This is a genomic window from Novosphingobium sp. BL-S-34 (assembly GCF_056857015.1).
On the sequence record NZ_JBXEPV010000003.1, the window covers coordinates 254,873 to 273,794 of the forward strand.

At 63.1% G+C, this 18,922-nt stretch carries 15 protein-coding genes and 2 pseudogenes; 6 read left to right on the forward strand and 11 right to left on the reverse strand.

Going from position 1 to position 18,922, the window contains the following annotated elements; all coding sequences use genetic code 11:
* Window positions 1-53 precede the first annotated feature (53 nt).
* Window positions 54-806, reverse strand: coding sequence for a hypothetical protein (locus AC1VV3_RS24005; RefSeq protein ID WP_482963546.1), 753 nt, complete (start codon window positions 804-806; stop codon window positions 54-56).
* 69 nt (window positions 807-875) lie between these two features.
* Between AC1VV3_RS24005 and AC1VV3_RS24010 the strand changes: the two genes are divergently transcribed.
* On the forward strand, window positions 876-1,994 hold the full coding sequence (locus AC1VV3_RS24010; RefSeq protein WP_465128691.1) for an alpha/beta fold hydrolase: 1,119 nt from the start codon (window positions 876-878) through the stop codon (window positions 1,992-1,994).
* Window positions 1,995-2,204: 210 nt separating this feature from the next.
* Here the strand turns inward: AC1VV3_RS24010 and AC1VV3_RS24015 are convergent, their stop codons facing one another.
* Complete coding sequence (locus tag AC1VV3_RS24015; protein WP_465128690.1) at window positions 2,205-3,110, reverse strand: LysR family transcriptional regulator; 906 nt, start codon at window positions 3,108-3,110, stop codon at window positions 2,205-2,207.
* A gap of 114 nt (window positions 3,111-3,224) precedes the next feature.
* On the opposite strand from AC1VV3_RS24015, the gene AC1VV3_RS24020 reads away from it, so the two are divergent.
* Window positions 3,225-3,977 carry an SDR family NAD(P)-dependent oxidoreductase gene (locus tag AC1VV3_RS24020; RefSeq protein WP_482963547.1) on the forward strand — a complete coding sequence of 251 codons (753 nt, stop codon included), beginning with the start codon at window positions 3,225-3,227 and terminating at the stop codon, window positions 3,975-3,977.
* Window positions 3,978-4,323: 346 nt separating this feature from the next.
* On the opposite strand, the gene AC1VV3_RS24025 is transcribed toward AC1VV3_RS24020, so the two are convergent.
* From AC1VV3_RS24025 to AC1VV3_RS24045, 5 genes are read right to left on the reverse strand one after another with little or no spacing between them, the layout of a single operon-like run.
* Window positions 4,324-4,776, reverse strand: coding sequence for a universal stress protein (locus tag AC1VV3_RS24025; protein ID WP_465128688.1), 453 nt, complete (start codon window positions 4,774-4,776; stop codon window positions 4,324-4,326).
* The gene (locus tag AC1VV3_RS24030) at window positions 4,766-5,221 is read right to left on the reverse strand and encodes a hypothetical protein (RefSeq protein WP_482963548.1); all 456 of its coding nucleotides are present in this window, start codon (window positions 5,219-5,221) and stop codon (window positions 4,766-4,768) included. The genes AC1VV3_RS24025 and AC1VV3_RS24030 overlap by 11 nt, the downstream gene beginning before the upstream one ends.
* The gene (locus AC1VV3_RS24035) at window positions 5,218-6,786 is read right to left on the reverse strand and encodes an efflux transporter outer membrane subunit (RefSeq protein ID WP_482963656.1); all 1,569 of its coding nucleotides are present in this window, start codon (window positions 6,784-6,786) and stop codon (window positions 5,218-5,220) included. The genes AC1VV3_RS24030 and AC1VV3_RS24035 overlap by 4 nt, the downstream gene beginning before the upstream one ends.
* A 26-nt stretch (window positions 6,787-6,812) precedes the next feature.
* Entirely contained in the window at window positions 6,813-7,883 is a 1,071-nt protein-coding gene (locus tag AC1VV3_RS24040; RefSeq protein ID WP_482963549.1) for an HlyD family secretion protein, read from the reverse strand.
* An 11-nt stretch (window positions 7,884-7,894) separates the two neighbouring features.
* Window positions 7,895-9,472, reverse strand: a complete 1,578-nt coding sequence (locus tag AC1VV3_RS24045; protein WP_482963550.1) for an MFS transporter — start codon at window positions 9,470-9,472, stop codon at window positions 7,895-7,897.
* A 298-nt stretch (window positions 9,473-9,770) separates the two neighbouring features.
* Here AC1VV3_RS24045 and AC1VV3_RS24050 point away from each other — a divergent pair, with 298 nt between their 5' ends.
* From AC1VV3_RS24050 to AC1VV3_RS24065, 4 genes and pseudogenes are all read left to right on the forward strand, one after another.
* A complete protein-coding gene (locus AC1VV3_RS24050) occupies window positions 9,771-10,682 on the forward strand; it encodes a LysR family transcriptional regulator (protein WP_482963657.1) in 912 nt (303 codons plus the stop codon).
* 518 nt (window positions 10,683-11,200) lie between these two features.
* Window positions 11,201-11,512: pseudogene (locus AC1VV3_RS24055) on the forward strand (transposase); the annotation flags it as partial.
* Window positions 11,513-11,590: 78 nt separating this feature from the next.
* Complete coding sequence (locus tag AC1VV3_RS24060) at window positions 11,591-12,754, forward strand: IS110 family RNA-guided transposase (protein WP_482963385.1); 1,164 nt, start codon at window positions 11,591-11,593, stop codon at window positions 12,752-12,754.
* 293 nt (window positions 12,755-13,047) lie between these two features.
* A pseudogene (locus AC1VV3_RS24065) lies at window positions 13,048-13,938 on the forward strand (IS256 family transposase); the annotation flags it as partial.
* Window positions 13,939-14,255: 317 nt separating this feature from the next.
* On the opposite strand, the gene AC1VV3_RS24070 reads toward AC1VV3_RS24065, so the two are convergent.
* The 4 genes from AC1VV3_RS24070 to gnd all read right to left on the reverse strand — a co-directional run bounded on the left by AC1VV3_RS24070 (window position 14,256) and on the right by gnd (window position 18,918).
* Window positions 14,256-15,545 carry a glycoside hydrolase family 130 protein gene (locus tag AC1VV3_RS24070; protein ID WP_482963658.1) on the reverse strand — a complete coding sequence of 430 codons (1,290 nt, stop codon included), beginning with the start codon at window positions 15,543-15,545 and terminating at the stop codon, window positions 14,256-14,258.
* A gap of 82 nt (window positions 15,546-15,627) precedes the next feature.
* Window positions 15,628-16,470, reverse strand: a complete 843-nt coding sequence (locus AC1VV3_RS24075; protein ID WP_482963551.1) for a Cof-type HAD-IIB family hydrolase — start codon at window positions 16,468-16,470, stop codon at window positions 15,628-15,630.
* Window positions 16,471-16,474: 4 nt separating this feature from the next.
* Complete coding sequence (gene zwf, locus AC1VV3_RS24080; RefSeq protein ID WP_482963552.1) at window positions 16,475-17,941, reverse strand: glucose-6-phosphate dehydrogenase; 1,467 nt, start codon at window positions 17,939-17,941, stop codon at window positions 16,475-16,477.
* Complete coding sequence (gene gnd, locus AC1VV3_RS24085; RefSeq protein ID WP_482963553.1) at window positions 17,938-18,918, reverse strand: phosphogluconate dehydrogenase (NAD(+)-dependent, decarboxylating); 981 nt, start codon at window positions 18,916-18,918, stop codon at window positions 17,938-17,940. The genes zwf and gnd overlap by 4 nt, the downstream gene beginning before the upstream one ends.
* Between the last annotated feature and the right edge of the window lie 4 nt (window positions 18,919-18,922).

Consider the following 18,922-nt stretch of genomic DNA (forward strand, 5'->3'; position numbering starts at 1 on the left):
TCGCGGGTTGCTCGAACGGCTGCACAGGTGCAACGAGGCCTCCGGGGCTACCCCTAGGGTTTCGTCCCGAGATGCTCCAAATTTGCAACGTATCGCATGGGCAAGCCTTCGCGATTGAACAGGCTTGAGTTGCGCTGACTGCTGTCGGTTCGCGTGATCAGGTTCTGAAATGCGGCAAGGTCGCTCGCGCCGAGAACCGGTAGGAGGAGGCCGAGGTATTCAGCCGATTCGGAACGGGCAAACACCGCAAAGGGAGTCCATCGATCCGAAGCGTAGACAAGCGTTTCCGGATACCAGCCGTAGTATTCGCCGAGGCTCTGGCCTCTGATGTAGCAGACGAGATCTGCTTGCATGATGCTTTCGAAATTTGGAAGTGCACCGTGATTGTGCGCGTCTTTGATAAGATCTGCATGAACACTGATGCGTCTCAGGTCCAGCCGTTGGTTGCGATGTTCGAGCGACTTCAGGTGCTCACGAAAGGCTGTGAAGTCCGTTGTCGATGAACGTCGACCATTGTTTGATGGTTTCAGGAGCCAGGAGCGGTCGAGCTGTCGCGCGGCCAGATCGAAACGCTCTTCGTCAAGAGCGATCGCGAGGACGGAGAGAAATGCGTCGTGCGCCACCATTTTCGCCGCACTCGGCGCCGCCGCCGTGATATTCGATCGCCTTTTCTTCTGAGGTGCGATCGCCGCTAATTGGCGCATGGGAAGGTCCGGGTTTTGCTGACCGCGATCCTTTATCATTACTAGCGGAACGACCTGACCTAATCGGCCGATGCCGGAATTTCGTGGGTCATGTTGGCCCAATCGATGATGGACGGGCGGTCACGAAATTTGGCAAGCTGACAGTCCGATACCAAGCCGATTGGACAGTGTATGAAAAAGCTCGTTGCACTAGCCGCGATTGTCGCCGCTCTTCCTGCAGCCGCCCAACCACACCAGCAAGGTTCCGTGGGGCCGCACAACAGGGCGGAAGCTGTCAAAATCATTGCCGATCTGCGGGAAATCGTCAGCCCGCAGGGTTTGCAGGCGATTGAGACGGTGCCGATCGGCGGCATTTCCCAAGCCGTATCAATCCGCAGCCAGGATTTGCAAAACCCTGTGCTGATCTACTTCCATGGCGGTCCCGGGTTTGTCGAGATGCCTCTCGACTGGTGGTGGGACCGCGGGTGGGACGAGTATTTCACTGTCATCCATTGGGACCAGCGCAACGCTGGCAAGACGTATACATTGAGCGGCGCGAGCGATCCTGCCACGCTAACGCCGGAGCAATTCCAGGCCGATGCCGAAGAGTTGGTGCAGTGGGCACGCAAGCGGTTCGGCAAGCGCAAGGTGTTCGTGCTCGGGCACAGCTGGGGCAGCATGTTAGGACTGAAGCTTGCGGCAGCGCATCCTGAATGGCTCCATGCCTATATCGGGATGGGCCAGCTGACGGACGGACTGGAGAGCGAGCGGCGCGGTTGGCAATGGACAATTTCTAAGGCGCGGGCCGACGGTAACGCGCAGGCCGTGCACGAAATGGAAGCAATCGCCCCCTATGGTGCCCCTGGCCGTCAGCTCACGGTTGCCGCTATCCTGACGCAGCGCAAGTGGCTGAACTATTACGGCGGCGCGGCCTGGCGCCGGGCGGGCGGCGATTTCGAGGCAGCCGCGTTCAAGCTGGCTCCGGAATACAGCGACGAGGATGTCCGCAACGCGTTCAAGGGTCAGGAACCGGTCACCCAGGCGCTGCTTCCCAAGGTTTTGGCAACCGACCTCTCGACGATACGGCGATTGGATGTGCCGCTAGTGCTCCTGCTTGGCCGGCACGACATGAATGTGTCGAGCGAGGTGGCAGCCGAGTGGTTCGCGAGGGTGCGCGCGCCGTCGAAACGTTTGATCTGGTTTGAGCGATCGGGCCATCACATCACCAGCGAGGAGCCGGGCAAACTGCTGACGACGCTGGTGACCGAGGCCCGGCCAATCGCTGCACGTGCCGGCGATTTTGCCCCGTAGATTATGTGAGTTCGGCAAACGTCCTTGGCGCCTGCCTAAAAAGCTTCCGCTCGGGTTTTCGAGATTAGCAGTCATGCCCTCATCTGACGAACGGGCTAATTTGGTCGACACCTGCGGGGAGACCGGACGGTCAGCACCGCGAGAACGAAATTCAGCCGCTGAGCGCCGTCAAGGGTCGGCCATACTCTTGCGGTCTGCCTGAACTCTAACTCAGGGTATCAGCTCTACGACCTCGCGGGGAAACCCTACCGCGAGATGATCGATCAACGCTCGCACGGATGGCGGCAGGCCCCGGCGGGTGGTGAAGACAAGGTGTACAATGCCTTGGAGCCCGCGCCAGTCGGGCAGCACGTGGGCCAGCTTGCCGGCGATCAGCGCCTCGCGGCAAACGTGGTCGGGCAGTATCGCGATGCCGAGGCCGTCGATGGCGGCGTTGCGTACCGCGACCATGTCGGTGCAGCCCATGCGCGGAGCGGTGCGGATGGCATGTTTGCGGCCATCCTCGGTCTCAAGGTGCCATTCGAGATCGTCCGCGGCGTCATCCGTGGCGAGCGTCGGCAGGTTTGCGAGCTGCTCCACCTGCTTGATCTGGCTTGCCAGTTCGGGGCAGGCGACGAGGATGCGCGTCGATCTGCCTAGCGAGCGCATGGTGAGCGCGGCATCGCTGGTCAGCGCGGCGCGCACGCGCAAGGCAAGATCGATCCGCTCCTCGATCAGGTCCACCGGGCGGTCTGTCGCGACGAGCTGCAGGCGCACCTTTGGATAGCGGGCGAGGAACGCGGATATCAGCCCCGAGATGGGCTCGACCATGCCGGTGGGACAGCTGAAGCGGATGCGGCCATGGGGTTCGGTCTGTGCCTCGAGTACCAGCGCCTCGGCCTGCTCGGCCTCGGCGAGGATGGCTCGGCACCGCTCGTAGAAGGCAAGGCCGGTGTCGGTCACACGGAAGCGCCGACTGGATCGTTCGATAAGGCGTAGGCCGAGGCGCTCCTCCAGCCCGGCGATGCGGCGGCTCAACTTGGACTTGGGCTCCCGGAGCGCGCGCCCCGCTGCGGCAAAGCCGCCGTGCGCCACCACTTCGGCAAAATAGGCATAGTCGTTCAGGTCGATCCGCATCATCGTTCCTCCAGTGGAACGCTAAGTGCCATATCTGCTGTCTACACGCATCATCGTTCTGATGCCATCTCATTCGGGCAACGGCGGTTCGCCGAAACACGAAGGAGAAAGACAATGACGAATAAATTCAATGGCAAGGTGGTGGTGGTGACCGGTGGCACCAGCGGGATCGGTCTCGCGACGGCCAAGGCCTTCGCGGACGAGGGCGCATCGGTGTTCATCACCGGGCGGCGGCAGGAAACGCTCGATGCCGCGGTGAAGGCAATCGGCGGGCGCGTAACCGGCGTCCAGGGCAACATGGCCAAGCTCACCGACATCGACCGGCTCTACGACGCGGTCCAGCAGCAGCATGCGCAGATCGACGTGGTCTTCGCCAATGCCGGCGGCGGCGAGATGATGCCGCTCGGCGCGATCACCGAGGAGCACTACCAGAGCACTTTCGACACCAACGTGAAGGGCGTGCTGTTCACCGTCCAGAAGGCGCTACCGCTGCTCAAGGACGGAGCCTCAGTAATCCTCACGAGTTCGACAACGAGCATCTCAGGCACGCCTGCCTTCAGCGTCTATTCGGCGACCAAGGCGGCAGTGCGCAACTTCGCGCGCAACTGGATCCTCGACCTCAAGGATCGCCGCATCCGCGTCAACGCCGTCAGCCCCGGCGTAACCGAGACCGCCGGGCTCGACCATCTTTTCGGCGGCAGCGAGCAGGCGGCGGACACCAAGGACTATCTCGCCAGCCTGATCCCCGCGGGCCGGATCGGTCAGCCCGAGGAAATCGCCAAGGCCGTGCTGTTCCTCGCCTCCGACGATGCGAGCTTCGTCAACGGTGTCGAACTCTTTGTAGATGGCGGCCAGGTGCAGATTTAATCACCAAGCCCTAGGGGCCGGATGGTTTGTCGCCTAGGGTGGCAAACCGTCTGGCCGTTTGGCCGTCGCTGAGAGAAAACCGAACTGGCCGAAACTGGGAAAGAGAAATGGGCGGCTGAACGGGAGCAAGGGGTCCGCTGTGATGGGCCGGGCCTGGGACAAACCCGAGATTCGCAACCATACTGGGAGCGGCATGTTTGGGTTGAAGCGGACGTTTGCGGTTACGCGGTAATCGCCTTGGAACAGGCACTTCCATGGCCAGCAAGCTACCACGACCCAGTAGCGCCTGAGATGATGCCACCACTGTCCGTGGCGGCACCTTATCGTCATCCTGGAAGCAACTTGCCTAGCTAGTAGGAATTACCAATACCGGTATCGACGACTGCTCGAGCAGATCGTGGCAAACTGACCGATCCGTCATCCGTCCCAGCCACGTTAAATGACGATGCCCGAGCACAATGGCATCGCATTTGAGCTGGAATGCTGTTGTTAAGGTCGCCTGGACCGGCTCACCGCCAACTACCATGCCAGAAGCCTCTAAGCCTTTAGTCACAAGCTCTGCGACAACTTGCCGGACCAAATTGTCGGCTCTCTCTCGCTCGCTCGCGGCTGCAGGATAATCTAATTCGTCGGTGCGGCTCGGGCGGATGCCATTCGCCTCCTCGAGAAAATAAGCCGGATCCACCGCGCAGAGAATATGCACAGAAGCGCCGGCCGCCAACGCGAGGCTGGCGGCTGCGTTGACGATGACTTCCGTGCGGCGCGATCCATCGATCCCTACCAGGATTCTATGAAACATGGCCGGTCCTATCCGCCCCGGCTATGTCGCCTGGGTCATAGTGTCCCGCGCAAATCGTACCGGCCCGGATCAGGGCCTCCTCGATCGTGGACGCGACTTCGGTGGGAACGCCGAAAGCCCGTTGTGTCCCGGTGGATTGCTGCAAGACCTTTGTCCGTCTCTTCGCGTCCGGTTCGACCCGTATCACCGCCTTGCAGTGCGCCGCCAACCGCTCCCTATTGACCTTCATCCAGATGCCACGGAGCTTGAAATCTTCCTGGTCCTCTTCGGGCAGGGTTTCGCAGTAGAGCAATACGAACGGTGTCGCGGCGGAAAGGAGGTCTTCCATCTCGCGTATCCAGTCCGGCCCGTAGCCCGGGTGCACGGTGCTGGCGCGGGCCCGCACGACGGGAAACTGCGAGATATCGTGAATTCTGAAATGACGCGCGCCGGTAAATTCGGTCACGACGCTGCTCCTTTGCTGTCGTTTGTTGAGAGCGGTAGTGGTATAGACTCGGAAGATGGGGAGGCCTCGGGGAAGGCGGTCTCCCAGCCCCCACCGAGCGTCTTGAACAGAACGACGAGATCGCTCGCCGCCTGTCCGTTGCTTGCGGCAAGATCGCTTTCCGCATCGAGCAGCGCGCGCTGGACCGAGAGCACGTTGAGAAAGTCGATCGCGCCTTCGCGGTAACGTCGCTGCGCGACGTCCAGCGCTGCCCTGTTATGGCGCACCGCCTCGGCCAGCCGATCGCGCCGCCGCTGCTGCGCATCGTAAACGGAGAGGGCATCGTCGATCTCGTGCCAGGCCTTGAGCACGGTCTGCTGGAACCGGATCGCGGCTTCCTGCTGCTCCGCCTTGCGCAGCGCAAGCGTGCCCTTGAGGCGGCCGCCCTGGAAGAAGGGCAGCGAGATCGACGGACCCGCAACGAACTGATGCGATGCCCAACTTCCGAGATTGGAAAGCGCCAGCGCCTGCGTGCCGAGGCTGCCGGTGAGCGAAATGCTGGGATAGAAGTCCGCCTTGGCGATACCGATCGCAGCGGTCGCGCGGTGAAGCTCGGCTTCGGCGCGCCGGATATCCGGCCGCCGCCGCGCGAGTTCGGACGGCAGGCCGACCGGCACCGCGGCAGGCAGGACGGGAATTTCGCGCTCGCTTGCCAGCTTCCCGGCCAACTCCCCAGCCAATGCGCCGGGCTGCAGCGCCAATAGCAGCGAGAGCGCGTTGATCAGGGCATCGCGGCGTGTTTCGAGCGCAGGAATACGCGCCTCGATGGTTGCGACCTGGGCTTGCGCATCGGCCACATCGAGGTTGGTGACGACCCCCTGATCGAACCGCAACCGGGTAAGCCTGACGCTGTCACGGGCCACATCGAGATTATGCCGTGTGATGGCAAGCAAGGCCTGGTTTGCCCGCAGGTCGATATAATCGCGGGCCAGTTCGGTCTGTGCAGACAGCAGGATGGCACGCCGGTCTTCCAGCGATTCCTGCAAGGCGGCATTGGCGGCTTCGACGCTCCGGCGCACGCTGCCCCAGAGGTCCAGCTCCCAGGATGTGTCCACGCCCGCCTGCCATAGGTCATAGGGTGGTGAGCCGTCCGAGCCGGGCAGGCTGGATACCCCGAACGGCGCAGCCCCTGCAGCCGACTGCTGCTGCGTTGCCGCCGCCCCGGAGCCCATCAGCGAAAGAATGCCGTTCGGACTGGCCCGCTCGCGATAATAGGACCCAGCGGCGCCAAGGCTGGGGTATTCCCGCGCGCCTGCAACCCGGCGCTGCGCCCGGCTCTGGAGCAACCGCGCGGCCGCGGCCTTCACGTCGAGATTGGCGTCTGCCAGACGGGCTTCGAGCGAGGTGAGGGTTGGATCGTCGAACAGGGTCCACCATTCGGCGACGACCGGCACCTCTACGGGGCGGCTCGGGGCCACGGCGCTGTTCGGCCGGCCATAAGCGACAGGCACGGCGACTTCGGGTCGCGTAAAGTTCGGGCCGACCATGCATCCGGTGAGAAGCGGACTGGTCAAGCCGAGCGCCATCAACGCTCGCAAGGAAGAAGCGATGTTCACCGCTGTGCCGCTCCCGAAACGGGCGCATCGCCGGGGGCGGTCACGTCTACCGTCGGCACGACCGAGAGCCCTACATGCAGGCGCGCGGCATCGGCCTGCCCCGGATCGAGGGTGAGCTTGACCGGCAGGCGTTGCACCACCTTGGTGAAATTGCCGGTGGCGTTGTCCGGCGCGATGGGCGCAAGCGCAAGTCCGGTAACCGGCGCAAGACTATCGACATGCGCCTTGAGCCTGACTCCAGGCAGGCTGTCGACGCTGATCGTTGCGGGCTGTCCGATCCGCATGTTGGCGAGCTGGTTTTCCCGGAAATTGGCCAGGACATAGACTTTTGTCAGCGGGACAACGGCGAGCAGCGGCGTGCCTGCCTCGACGATCGCGCCGACCCGGATGGTGCGTTGGCCAACCAGGCCGTCGATCGGCGCGCGGATCTCGGTGTAGGAAAGGTTGAGCCGCGCCTGGTCGAGCGCCGCCTGCGCGTGGCCGAGCGCGCCGACCGCCTTGGAACGTCCTGCTTGCAGAACGCCCAATTGCTGCTGCGCGGCGGTGAGCGCCGAACGGTCCTGGTCGCTGGTCGCCAACCGCTCGGCGAGCGTGCTGTCGGCCTGCTGCTTTTCCTGCGTCGTGCCCGCGCCGCCTGCCGAAAGGTGGCGATAGCGTACGGCATTGGCCTGCGCAAAAGAGGCGGCTGCCCGGTCCGCGCGCAGGGTCGCTTCCGCCTGCGCGACTATTGCGGGATGGCGGGCAATCTCGGCATCGAAATTGGCGATGTCTGCCTGGGCGACGGCAACGTCCGCCTCGGCGCTGGCCAGCGCTGCGCGGAAGTCACGATCGTCGATCTTCGCCAGAAGCTGACCGGCTTTCACCTGCTGATTGTCGTCGACCAGCAGTTCGGCGATCTGTCCGGGCACGCGCGGTGCCGCGATAGTGGCGTCCGCACGGACATAGGCGTCGTCGGTCGATTGCTGCCCGGCGGGCGCGGCGAGCCGGGCGCCGCCCAGCGCCATACCGGCGATGACCAGTACGGACGTGGTGAGGAGGACATGCTTGCTGGAAGGGCGATAGGCCATGTTCGTCGCTTTCATTGGGTCTTGGCCGGGGCGGCGGCGCGGGGCGGATAGATGCGGGTAGGCATGATCGGGATGAGCAGGATCAGGCCGCAGGCGATACCGGCCATCACCATGTAGAGGTCGGCGGACATCAGCACTGCCGCCTGGGTGCGGATGCGCTCGGCCAGTTCGGAAAGTGCGGCGGGGTCGCAGCTGCCCGTCATGCCGCCTAGCTGGCCGCCCAGCCGGTCGACCAGCATCTCCGAATGGTAATGTTCGCGTACGGTGCCGAGCCCCTCGACAAGGCCAGTGCCAAGGGCAGCAGCGAAGCCCTTGACCGTGTTGAACATGGCCGAGGCCCACGGCCCCTCGACGGGAGGAAGGCCGGTCGTCGCCAGCATCAGCAGCGGGATGACGGCCATCGGCTGGCCCATGATCTGGAGCGCCTGTAGCAGGTAGAAGTTCTCCCGCACCCAGTCGGCGGTAACGAAACTGCCGAGCGCGCAGGAACTCGCGACCATCCCGAGCCCGATGGCCAGAACCCAGCGGCAGTCGACACGCTGGAGGTTGAGGATGGCCGCCGTGAGCGGCAGGGCGACGAGCTGCGGCAGCGCCACGATCAGCGCCAGCGGTGTGGTTTCCAGCGGGCGATAGCCGCCCGTTTCGGCCAGATAACCGCCGGGTATTACGATTACGCCGAGGAAAATCACCAGCACGCCTGCCAGAGTGATAAGCGCATGCGAGAAATTGCGCCGTCCCAGCATTTGGAGCTTGAAGAACGGCAGGGGGTGACTCCACTCGTTGACGAGGAAAAGCAGCAGGAGCAGTCCGCCGCCGCCGAACAGGGCGCAGATCAGGGGCGATTGCAGCCAGCCGAACCGGTCGCCCTGCTCCAGCGCAATCACGAGCAGGGCGATAGCGGGAAAGCCGGTGACGAGGCCGATCCCGTCGAACGCCTTGAACCGTTCCAGTCGGAGCGGGTCCTGCGGAATACCCCAGGCTATGGCCAGCGCGCCCAGCAGGCACAGCGGCACGACCTGCCAGAACACCATCTGCCAACCGACGAAATCGGTCCAGAGCGCGGCCAGCGGTGTACCGAGGCCGGGGCCGAAAGTCGCCGTCAGCGCGTAACCGGCCAGTCCGTAGATCTTGATATTGGCAGGAAGGTACCGCAGCGCCACAGTCATCAGCATCGGCGGCAGGCACCCGCCCGCCAGACCCTGCAAGGCGCGCAATACATAGAAAGCGCTGACATTCGGTGCAAACGGACACAGCAGCCCCAGCAGCGCAAACGCGAGAACCGCGCCAATGGTGAAGCGCCGCAGCGAGAGAGTCACCGAGAACCAGGGCGCGAAGGCCATCGCGGCGACGTTGGTTGCGCCATAGAGAGCGGTGAGCCAGGTCCCTTCGTCATGGCCGATGCCCAGGACTCCACGCACGTCGACCAGCGCAACCTTGGTGACCTGTTCGTTCAGGCCAGCGGTAAGGGACACGAGGAGTACGCCGACCAGTCCCGTCGCGAGGCGCCGCCCGAACACTGGCAAAGCGGCCGCTGGTGGTGCCGTAGAGACGGGAACCTGGGTCAATGGAGCTGCGGCGATCGTTGTCACGATACGCTGCGCAGAACGAGAAATCGGTCAATTGGCATGGCAAGTCTCGCACGTCTTCGAACGGTGGCGAGTTCGATACCGCTGCAAATGCTGCTCAGAAATCGACTGCGCTGCACTTCATGAATGCACCAGACGCACTGGTCGAGAGCGCGAAACACTGCAAAATCGGATACTTGTCCGTCTTGGCATTTTTGGAAGGAAGCAGAAATTGCCTCTCGTCGATTACGCGAATTCCGGGCAGGAACATTCAACAATAGCGCTCGGCATTGCGTCAGGCGTCATGACTGGACGGCCTGACGTGGAATATCCCGATCTCAACCTGCTGATTGCTCTCGACGCCCTGCTTATGGAGGAGAGTGTCGTCGGCGCAGCGCGGCGCATGAACCTGAGTGCGCCGGCAATGAGCCGCACACTAGCCCGCATACGCGTGGTACTCGGCGATCCGATCCTCGTTCTCGCGGGGCGAAAAATGGTGCCGACCCCTCGCGCGCTGGAGCTACGCGATCCGATCCACAGTCTGGTGAACCAGGCGCTTGGGTTCATGCAGCCGGCGGGCGAACGCGCGATAGCAACTCTCCGCCGCTGTTTTACCATCCGCGCCAACGATAGCTTCATCGTCGCTTTCGGTGCGCAACTCGCCCTGCGTCTGAGAAAAACGGCACCCGGTGTGACTGTTCGTTTTGCGCCGGAGGTCGGCGATGACGATGATGCCTTGCGCGAAGGCCATATTGATCTGTTCATCGGTGCGACCAATGCGCTCGATCCGGAAGTGCGGGTTCAGGCACTGCTAAAGACGGCAATCGTCGCAATCGCGCGGGAAGGACATGCGATCTTTGCCAACGAAATAACGGCGGAACGTTTCGCGGCGGTCGATCAGATCGTCGTCTCGCGTCGCGGCAGGTTGAGCGGCCCGATCGATGCGTCGCTCGCAGCTCTCAATCTGCGCCGCAGAATCGCGCTGACCGCCCCGACCTTCTCGACGGCACTGCTGCTGCTGCCAGGAAGCGAATTGCTGCTGCCACTACCCGATCTCTATCTGCTGGGCGACCAGCACCTACCCACAGGAATGCGTGCATTTCCCATCCCGCTCGACTTGCCCCCAGTGACATTGCGTCAAGCTTGGCATCCTCGTTTCGAGAACGATGCCGCCCATCGCTGGCTTCGTGGAATAATTCATGAGCTTTGCGGTGGTACACCTCTAGCGAGATGACCATGGTTCGCTTAATTTTTAAATTGGGATTGCCCCAAGCACCCAGTTTGCGCGGACGCGCGAGAAATCGTGGCCATCGTGGTTTTGAGGTTTATCTCATGCGGCAGGCAGCGACGTCCAGTATTGGGGCCTGCTCATGTTCCGGATGACGACAATAAGGGCCCTCACCGACTGGCTGCTGTCAGAGGAGCGAAAGGCGGCTTTTGTCAAATTAGACCGTTCGCACCCGCACACTGAATGTCTTGAGCTGGTCGCGACCTGCCACTACCGCCCTCCCCAGCCCGCGATGTGCGCCCTCATAACGGTCATTCCCAAGCTAAAATCAGGTTTCCGATTTCGGCCGGCCGATCATCGCCTGTAGATGCGACATCTCTACCGTTTTGAGCGATAGCGCAGCAGCTTTTTGACACGGGCTGAAATCGTGTCCCAGGACGTGGTGTAGCTGAAGGCTGAGGTGGTCACCGTGATTTTCGGGTAGGTTTGGGTTGTGAAGCTCAAACCTGACGGAAGGAATCACGATGACCGATCCGATGATGCACTTGCGTTCGCTGGTAGAGAAGGCCCCCGATGCAGATATTCTGCGCGAGATGATTTCGTTTGCCGCCGAGCGGCTGATGGAGATGGAAGTCGGCAACCTGACCGGAGCCGGCCACGGCGAGAAATCTGCGGCGAGGCTGGTCCAGCGCAACGGCTACCGCGAGCGCGACTGGCAGACGCGAGCGGGGACGGTCGAACTACGCATCCCCAAGCTCAGGAAGGGAAGCTACTTCCCCGGCTTCCTCGAACCCCGTCGCATGGCCGAGCGGGCGCTGACCGCAGTGATCCAGGAAGATCCCATGGCGAGAGGTGGATAGCGGCTGGCGCTCTGGCAGAGTGCGGTTGCTGACCCTAACTCCGTGGAGGCAACCATGCTTGCAGCTACAACTGATCGACCCCATGCGCCGGCCGCTATCCGTATTGATCTTGGCGCCATCTTCGTTTCGATGGAACTGAGTAAATCGACGTGGCTAATTACGTCGCTGTCACCAGGTGCTAGCGAGCGGATGTCGAAACATGTCGTGCGCGCTGGCGACATCGCCGGCCTGATGGACCGGTTCACGCAGCTTCGCACGAAGGCGGCCCAGAGGACTGGCCAGGATTTTGGCGTAATCGTCATCCAAGAGGCCGGTCTCGACGGATTCTGGATTCACCGCGTACTCGAACGGGAGGGCATCGAAAGCCATGTCGTCGATCCCGCATCAATCGCGACGTCACGGCGACGGCGGAGAGCGAAGACCGACAAGATCGACGGCGAAGCGCTGGTGCGCGCCTTGCTCGCGTATAAGAGAGGCGAACCACGGGTGTGCGCGATGGTTCGGCCGCCGAGTGTGGAAGAGGAGGACCGGCGCCGCGTCTGTCGTGAGCGCAAGGTTCTGATCAACGAGCGCACCTGCCACGTCAATCGGATCAAAGGTCTGCTCTTTACGCAAGGCATCACGGGTTACGAGCCGATGCGTCGCGATCGACGCGATCGGCTCAAGGATATGCAAACGGGCGATGGCCGGCCCCTCGCTCGGCATGTCGAAGGGCAGATTCACCGCGAACTCGATCGCCTCGAGCTGATCATGCAACAGATCAAAGCCGTCGAGGTGGAACGCGATGCTTTGGTCAAAGAGGAAGCAACCGACACTCCGGTCACGATGCTCATGCACGTCAAGGGCATCGGACCGGAGTTCGCCGCCGTTCTGTGTTCGGAAGGTCTATTCCGGCATTTTGACAATCGACGACAGCTTGCTGCCTATGCTGGCTTGGCGCCCACACCATGGCAGAGCGGATCAATCCGACGCGAGCAGGGCGTCTCCAAGACCGGGAATGCTCGGCTGCGATCGACCATGGTCGAGTTGTCTTGGCTCTGGCTGCGATACCAGCCGGACTCCGCGCTTGCGCGCTGGTTCCATGAACGCGTGCAACACAACGGCGGCCGTCTCAAAAAGCCGACGATTGTAGCACTCGCCCGCAAGCTCCTCGTCGCCTTGTGGAAATATGCGACTGCGGGCGTGGTGATCGAGGGAGCCATAGTGAAGGCCGCCTGACGCAACACCCTACACCAATCCCTGGAGCCTGATCAGCTCCGCGGATCCAGGAAGCGAACCGAGATATAAGTTGGCGTTCACCGCCGCCAGGAAGACTGGTCTCGCTTACCTCAGCCCGTCCCGCCGTAAGCGGGATAATGGTGCAGCCGTTCCGGACGGCGACCGCATGTGAGCTGGATATGGGTCGATTCGTCGGTCCGCGTCATACAACGGGCAAAGCCTGGATCCGATTGCCAAGGAGACGGCCAATGCTGTCACGACATTAAACCTTGACCGACGTCCTCGTCATGTGAGCGTATATCCAGGGCATCTCCACCCGCTCGGTAGATGACCTGGTAAAGGCGCTGGGTATGGATGGGATCTCGAAGAGCCAGGTCAGCCGGCTGTGCGAGGAACTCGACGAGAAGGTCGGTGCCTTCCTCGAGCGCCCAATCGAAGGCGACTGGCCGTACCTATGGATCGACGCCACCTACGTGAAAGTCCGGCAGAACGGGCGTATCGTCTCGGTGGCGGTGATCGTCGCGGTGGGCGTCAACAGCGATGGCCGCCGCGAGGTGCTAGGCATGGATATCGGTCCTTCCGAGGCCGAGCCGTTCTGGACCGCCTTCCTGCGCAAACTGACGCGCCGAGGACTGCGCGGTGTTAAGCTGGTCATCTCCGATGCGCACGAAGGCATTAAGGCGGCGGTCTCCAAACTGCTGTGCGCGACCTGGCAGCGCTGCCGCGTCCACTTCATGCGCAATGCACTCGCCCATGCCGGCAAGAGCGGCAGGCGCGTCGTCTCCGCCTTCATCGCCACCGCCTTCGCCCAGGAAACTCCAGAAGCTGCGAGCCAGCAGTGGCGTTCGATCGCCGACCAAGTGCGGCCCAAACTGCCCAAGCTAGCCACGCTGATGGACGACGCTGAGCCCGATGTGTTGGCCTACATGACATTCCCGCGCGAGCATCGCGCCAAACTACACAGCACAAACCCCATCGAGCGCCTTAATGGCGAAATCAAACGGCGGACCGAGGTCGTTGGGATCTTCCCGAACGAAGCCGCCATCACCCGCCTCGTCGGAGCCATCCTCATGGAACAGTCCGACGAATGGGCCGTCCAGCGCGCGCGGTACATGACGCTTGAAACGATGGCCCCGCTCAGCGACAATCCCATTGTCATGCTGTCGGCAGTACCCGGCTCATGATCGGCTCAGGCTGAGGCCGAAAAGCAAGGTGGTCCAGAAAAGCTACACCACCTCTCGGGACACGATCCGGGCTGACCATTCATCGTTTGCCTGACCGGCATCGTATAATGGCAGAAAGGGGGCTTTTCGGACTGGCCGCTTGTCGGCGGTCAAACGCGAAGCGTAACTGCTTCTGGTATATTAAAGCGCGCTGAGCGCTGCCAAGGCTTTGAAGTGCCGGTGGAAGGCCGAGACACTGAGCGCGGTCAATTTCGCCCATAGCTCTGCCCGGAGCAGCCGCGTGCATCTACGACTGCGCGCGAGCTGCGCATACGACGTTAGATTTGGACCATTGCGCCCAGCAAATCATCGAGATCTGCGACGGCAAAACATGTGGACTCATCGCCGACGCCATAGGGTAAAAGCACTCGTCTTTCGTGTACCAGTGCCCCGCAGCTGTATGTTACGTTGGGAACGTAGCCGCCGTGCTGCTCGGCGCTAGGGAAAATGAGGGGCGCGCTGGTGCGGGCCAGCACACGAGAGGGATCTGCCTTGTCGAGCAGGCACGCACCTATGCAGTAACCGCGCACCATGCCGACCCCATGGGTGAAGACGAGCCAGCCTTCCTCGATCTCGATCGGCGATCCGCAGTTCCCTAGCTGCACGAACTCCCACGGGAACTGCGGAGCCATGATGATGGAGCCCTCTTTCCAGACGTACAGGTCGTCGGAGCGCAGGAGCCAGATGTTTTCGCTGTCCTGCCGGCCGAGCATCACAAACTGGCCGTCGATCCGGCGCGGGAACAGCGCCATGCCCTTATAGCCCGTCATGGCGCCGGCCAGGGGGCGCATCTCGAAGGTGCGAAGATCGACGCCGCGCATCATTTCCTGCCGGGCGTTGAGCCCGTCATAGGCGGTATAGGTGCCGATCACGAGTTCGCTGCCGTCATCGTCGGTGAAATTGACCATCCGCAGGTCCTCGACGCCCTGGCGTTGGGATGGCAGGACGGGGAAGATGACGGTTTCCGAGATATCCTGGCTGTCGTCGCACAAGAGGCGGACCCAGCCTTCGTGGTCGCTCTCGATCCGGGGCGGGACGCTGTATTCGCTGGGTGGATCGATGGTCAGGGCCTCACCGCCCTCCCAAGTGCCGGTACGAAACGTAACCGAGGATATATGTCCTTCGCCGATGCCCCGCAGCGAGAGCAGGAACCGAATGCCGCTGCCTCCAACCTCGTTTTTTCCGGGCATACGCACGATGCTCGGGTTGAAGAGTGCGGCGGATTCGAAGGCGTATTCCTGGCTGAAATAAGCGCCGATGAGCAGGCGATCGCGTTCGCTGACGCCGCTCAGGTCGCCCAGTTCGTCACCAAGGGCCTCCAAGTGGCGCAGGAACGTGCCCTCGACGTTGCGGTGGCGTTCGCGCATGGGACCCGCGATGAAGTCGAACATCCGCTCGCGCACCCCGTCATCCAATGAGAGGATGCGTTGAACGACGACGTGCGGGCGGGGCGGGCGGCCTTCGGCGAAGGCTGGCGGATAATTAAAGGAGAACGGCCGGACCACCGTTCGGGAGGGATCGGGCCTGAGTTCCAGGTCGAGCTTGGTGAATACCTGCGCAGCTTCCATGCCCGTGTCTCCCATGGCAACGACATGCCGCGCCTCGCGAAACGAACGCGGCAGCGGCGACAAAGTTCGGATAGGGCCCGTGCTATCCTGGAGCGCGACGTTCCAGTGCCGCTGCGCCGCGAGCGGCGTAGTCTCCATTCAGCAGCGCTTCGATCGCTTGGGCGACGCCATCATCGTCGCTGCTCGCCGTCACGTGGTCGGCATGGGCCTTCACCTCGTCGGTGGCTTGCCCCATGGCGATGGAAAGACCGGCGCGCGAGAACATCGGCAGGTCGTTGGCCTGATCGCCGAGCACCGCCACATCTTCGGGTGGCACCCCAAAAGCCGCGGCGATGCGGCTGACGCCGTCGCCCTTGTTCGCCTGCGGGGCGGTTACGTCGAGGTAATAGGTCTGCGAGCGAGCGATGGTGGCGCGGACGCCCGCGAACTCCCTGGCAGCTTCGGCCAGCGCCGTCAGACAATGATCGTCGGGGCTGACACCGACGATCTTGTCGACGCGGCCAAGCAGCGCGGTGAAATCCTGCGTGATGACCGGCTGGACGTTGGCCGCCTTGACCTCGCGCAGGTTGTAGGGGTCGTCCGCCCTGTTCGAATACCACAATCCATCGGCAAAGACCCAGCAGGTGATCCCGGCTTTGCGCACCAGTTCGATGACCCGGCGCGCGACTTCGGGCTCCAGGCCATGGCGCTCGACGACCGTACCGTCGCGCATGAACACGGTGCCGCCGTTGAATGCACCGAACGGTCCCGGGAGGCCGATTTCCTCCGCGATCCACCCGATGCCAGACGGCGGACGGGCGCTGATGAGACTCATCGGCACCCCCGCCGCAACCAACTTGCGCGCCGCAGCAACGGTGGCCGGTGCCAGTGACTTGTCGGTGCGGACGAGAGTGCCGTCGATGTCGGAAACGAGGAGGCGGATCATATGCTCATCCCAGGGAGTTCCAGTGCCGGCCGTCGCGCGCCAGCAAGGTTTCGGCGCCGGCAGGCCCATCGCTGCCCGCTTCGTAATCCTCGGGCTGTCCGGCTGTCTGCCAGCTTTCGAGCACCGGCTCCATCGCAGCCCAGCCTGCCTCGATCATGTCCGCCCGTTGGAACAGCGTCTGGTCGCCGATGAAGGCATCGTAGAGCAGCGTCTCGTATCCGGTGCGATGACCCATGGAGAAGGCATCGGCATAGGCGAAGTCCATGCTGACTTCGGCGGTATCGACCAGCGGTCCGGGCTTCTTGACAAGGAAGCGGAGCGACATGCCCTCCTGCGGCTGGATCTGCAGGACCAGCCGATTGGGCGGTAGCTCGCCGACGTCGGTGTCGCGGAAAAGGGCGAACGCCACCGGCTTGAACTGCAGGACGATCTCGGTGTCACGCGCCGTCATCGCCTTGCCGGTGCGCAGGTAGAACGGCACCCCGACCCAGCGCCAGGAATCGATCTCCACTTTCACCGCCGCATAAGTCTCGGTGCAGCTGCCGGAGGCGACATCGGCTTCGTTCAGGTAGTCCGGCACATCCTTGTCGCCCGCGCGCCCCGCCACGTACCGGCCCCGCACGGCATAGGTCTCCACCTCGGCGGCGCGCGGACCACGCACCGCCGCCAGGACTTTCCCCTTTTCGTTGCGCACCGCTTCGGCATCGAACGAGTTGGGCGGCTCCATCGCCACCATCGCAAGGAGCTGGAACAGGTGGTTGGGCACCATGTCGCGCAGGGCGCCGGTGGCGTCGTAGAACTTGCCGCGCGTGTCGATCGAGACGGTCTCGGCCGCAGTGATCTGGACATGGTCGATATAGCGGTTGTTCCAGATCGCTTCGAACAGGTGATTGCCGAAACGCGCGACCATGATGTTCTGGACCGTCTCCTTGCCCAGGAAATGATCGATCCGGTAGATCTGGCCCTCGGGAATGCAGGCAAGCAACCTGGCATTGAGATCCCGCGCAGAAGCAAGATCACGGCCGAACGGCTTTTCCACCAGGACCCTGCGGAAGCCTTCGTCCTCGTCCAGCACCTTGGCTGCCGCCAGTTTCTCCACCGCGGGACCGAAGAACTGCGGCGCGGTGGCGAGATAGAACACCGCGTTGCCGCTCACCCGCTTCGCCAACTCGGCATAAGTCGTGTCCTGTTCGAAGTCTCCCTGCAGGTAGCCGATCCGGCGCCGGAGCGATTGCCAGGCATCACCGCCGCGCTCCTCCTCCGGGATGAAGGACTCCAGCTCGCCGCGCAGCTTCTCGTCGTCGGCATCGTGGTGGCTCACGCCCAAGACTGCGAAGTCTTCGGGGATCAAGCCATCGCGCACGAGGTTGAAAATAGAGGGCACGAGCAGGCGCCGGGCGAGGTCGCCCATCGCGCCGAAGATGACGAGCGTGGCCGCCGGTGCCACCGCCGGCCCCGCGCCGTCCGTCACTGCGGCATCTCGACGTGGCCGCCGAAGCCGAAGCGCATGGCTGACAGCAGCTTGTCGCCGAAGGTCGTGTCGACGCGGCTACGGTAGCGCGCGAACAGCGCGGCAGACAGCACGTAGACTGGCACCGCCTCCTCCATCGCGGCATCGATCGTCCAATGGCCTTCGCCGGAATCCGCGACGCGGCCGGTGAACTGCTCAAGCATGGGATCCTTGGCAAGACCGATGGCGGTGAGGTCGAGCAGCCAGGACGAGATGACGCTGCCCCGCCGCCAGACCTCCGCGACGTCGGGGAGGCTTATGTCGAACCGCTCATCCTCGGGCAGTTTGTTGGAAGCGCGGCCCTTGAGCACGTCAAACCCCTCGGCATAGGCCTGCATGAGGCCGTATTCGATGCCGTTGTGAACCATTTTGACGAAGTGGCCCGCTCCCGCTGGCCCTGCATGGATATAGCCCCGCTCGGCGCGGTCGTCGGGCGCATCACGCCCGTCGGTGCATGGGATCGTGCCGTAGCCGGGCGCCATGGTGTCGAAGATCGGATCGAGCAGGTCGACCGTCTCCTTGTCGCCGCCGATCATCATGCAGTACCCGCGCTCGAGCCCCCAGACGCCGCCCGAGGTGCCAACGTCGACGTAGTGCAGGTCCTTCTCGCGGCAGGCCTTGGCGCGGCGGATGTCGTCCTTGTAGAAGCTGTTGCCGCCGTCGATGAGGATGTCACCCGGCGAGGCAAGATCCATCAGCTGGGTGATCGTGTCTTCGGTCGGCGCGCCCGCCGGGAGCATGATCCAGAAGATGCGGGGGCCGCCGTCGAACTTGCCGATGATGTCGGACACCGAGCTGGCGGCTATCGCCCCCTCTCCCGCCAGTTCGGCGACGGCGGGTTCGTTGCGGTCGAAGGCGACGATCTCGTGGCCTCCGCGCATCAGGCGGCGGGCGATGTTGGCTCCCATTCGGCCCAGGCCGATCATGGCGATACGCATACTT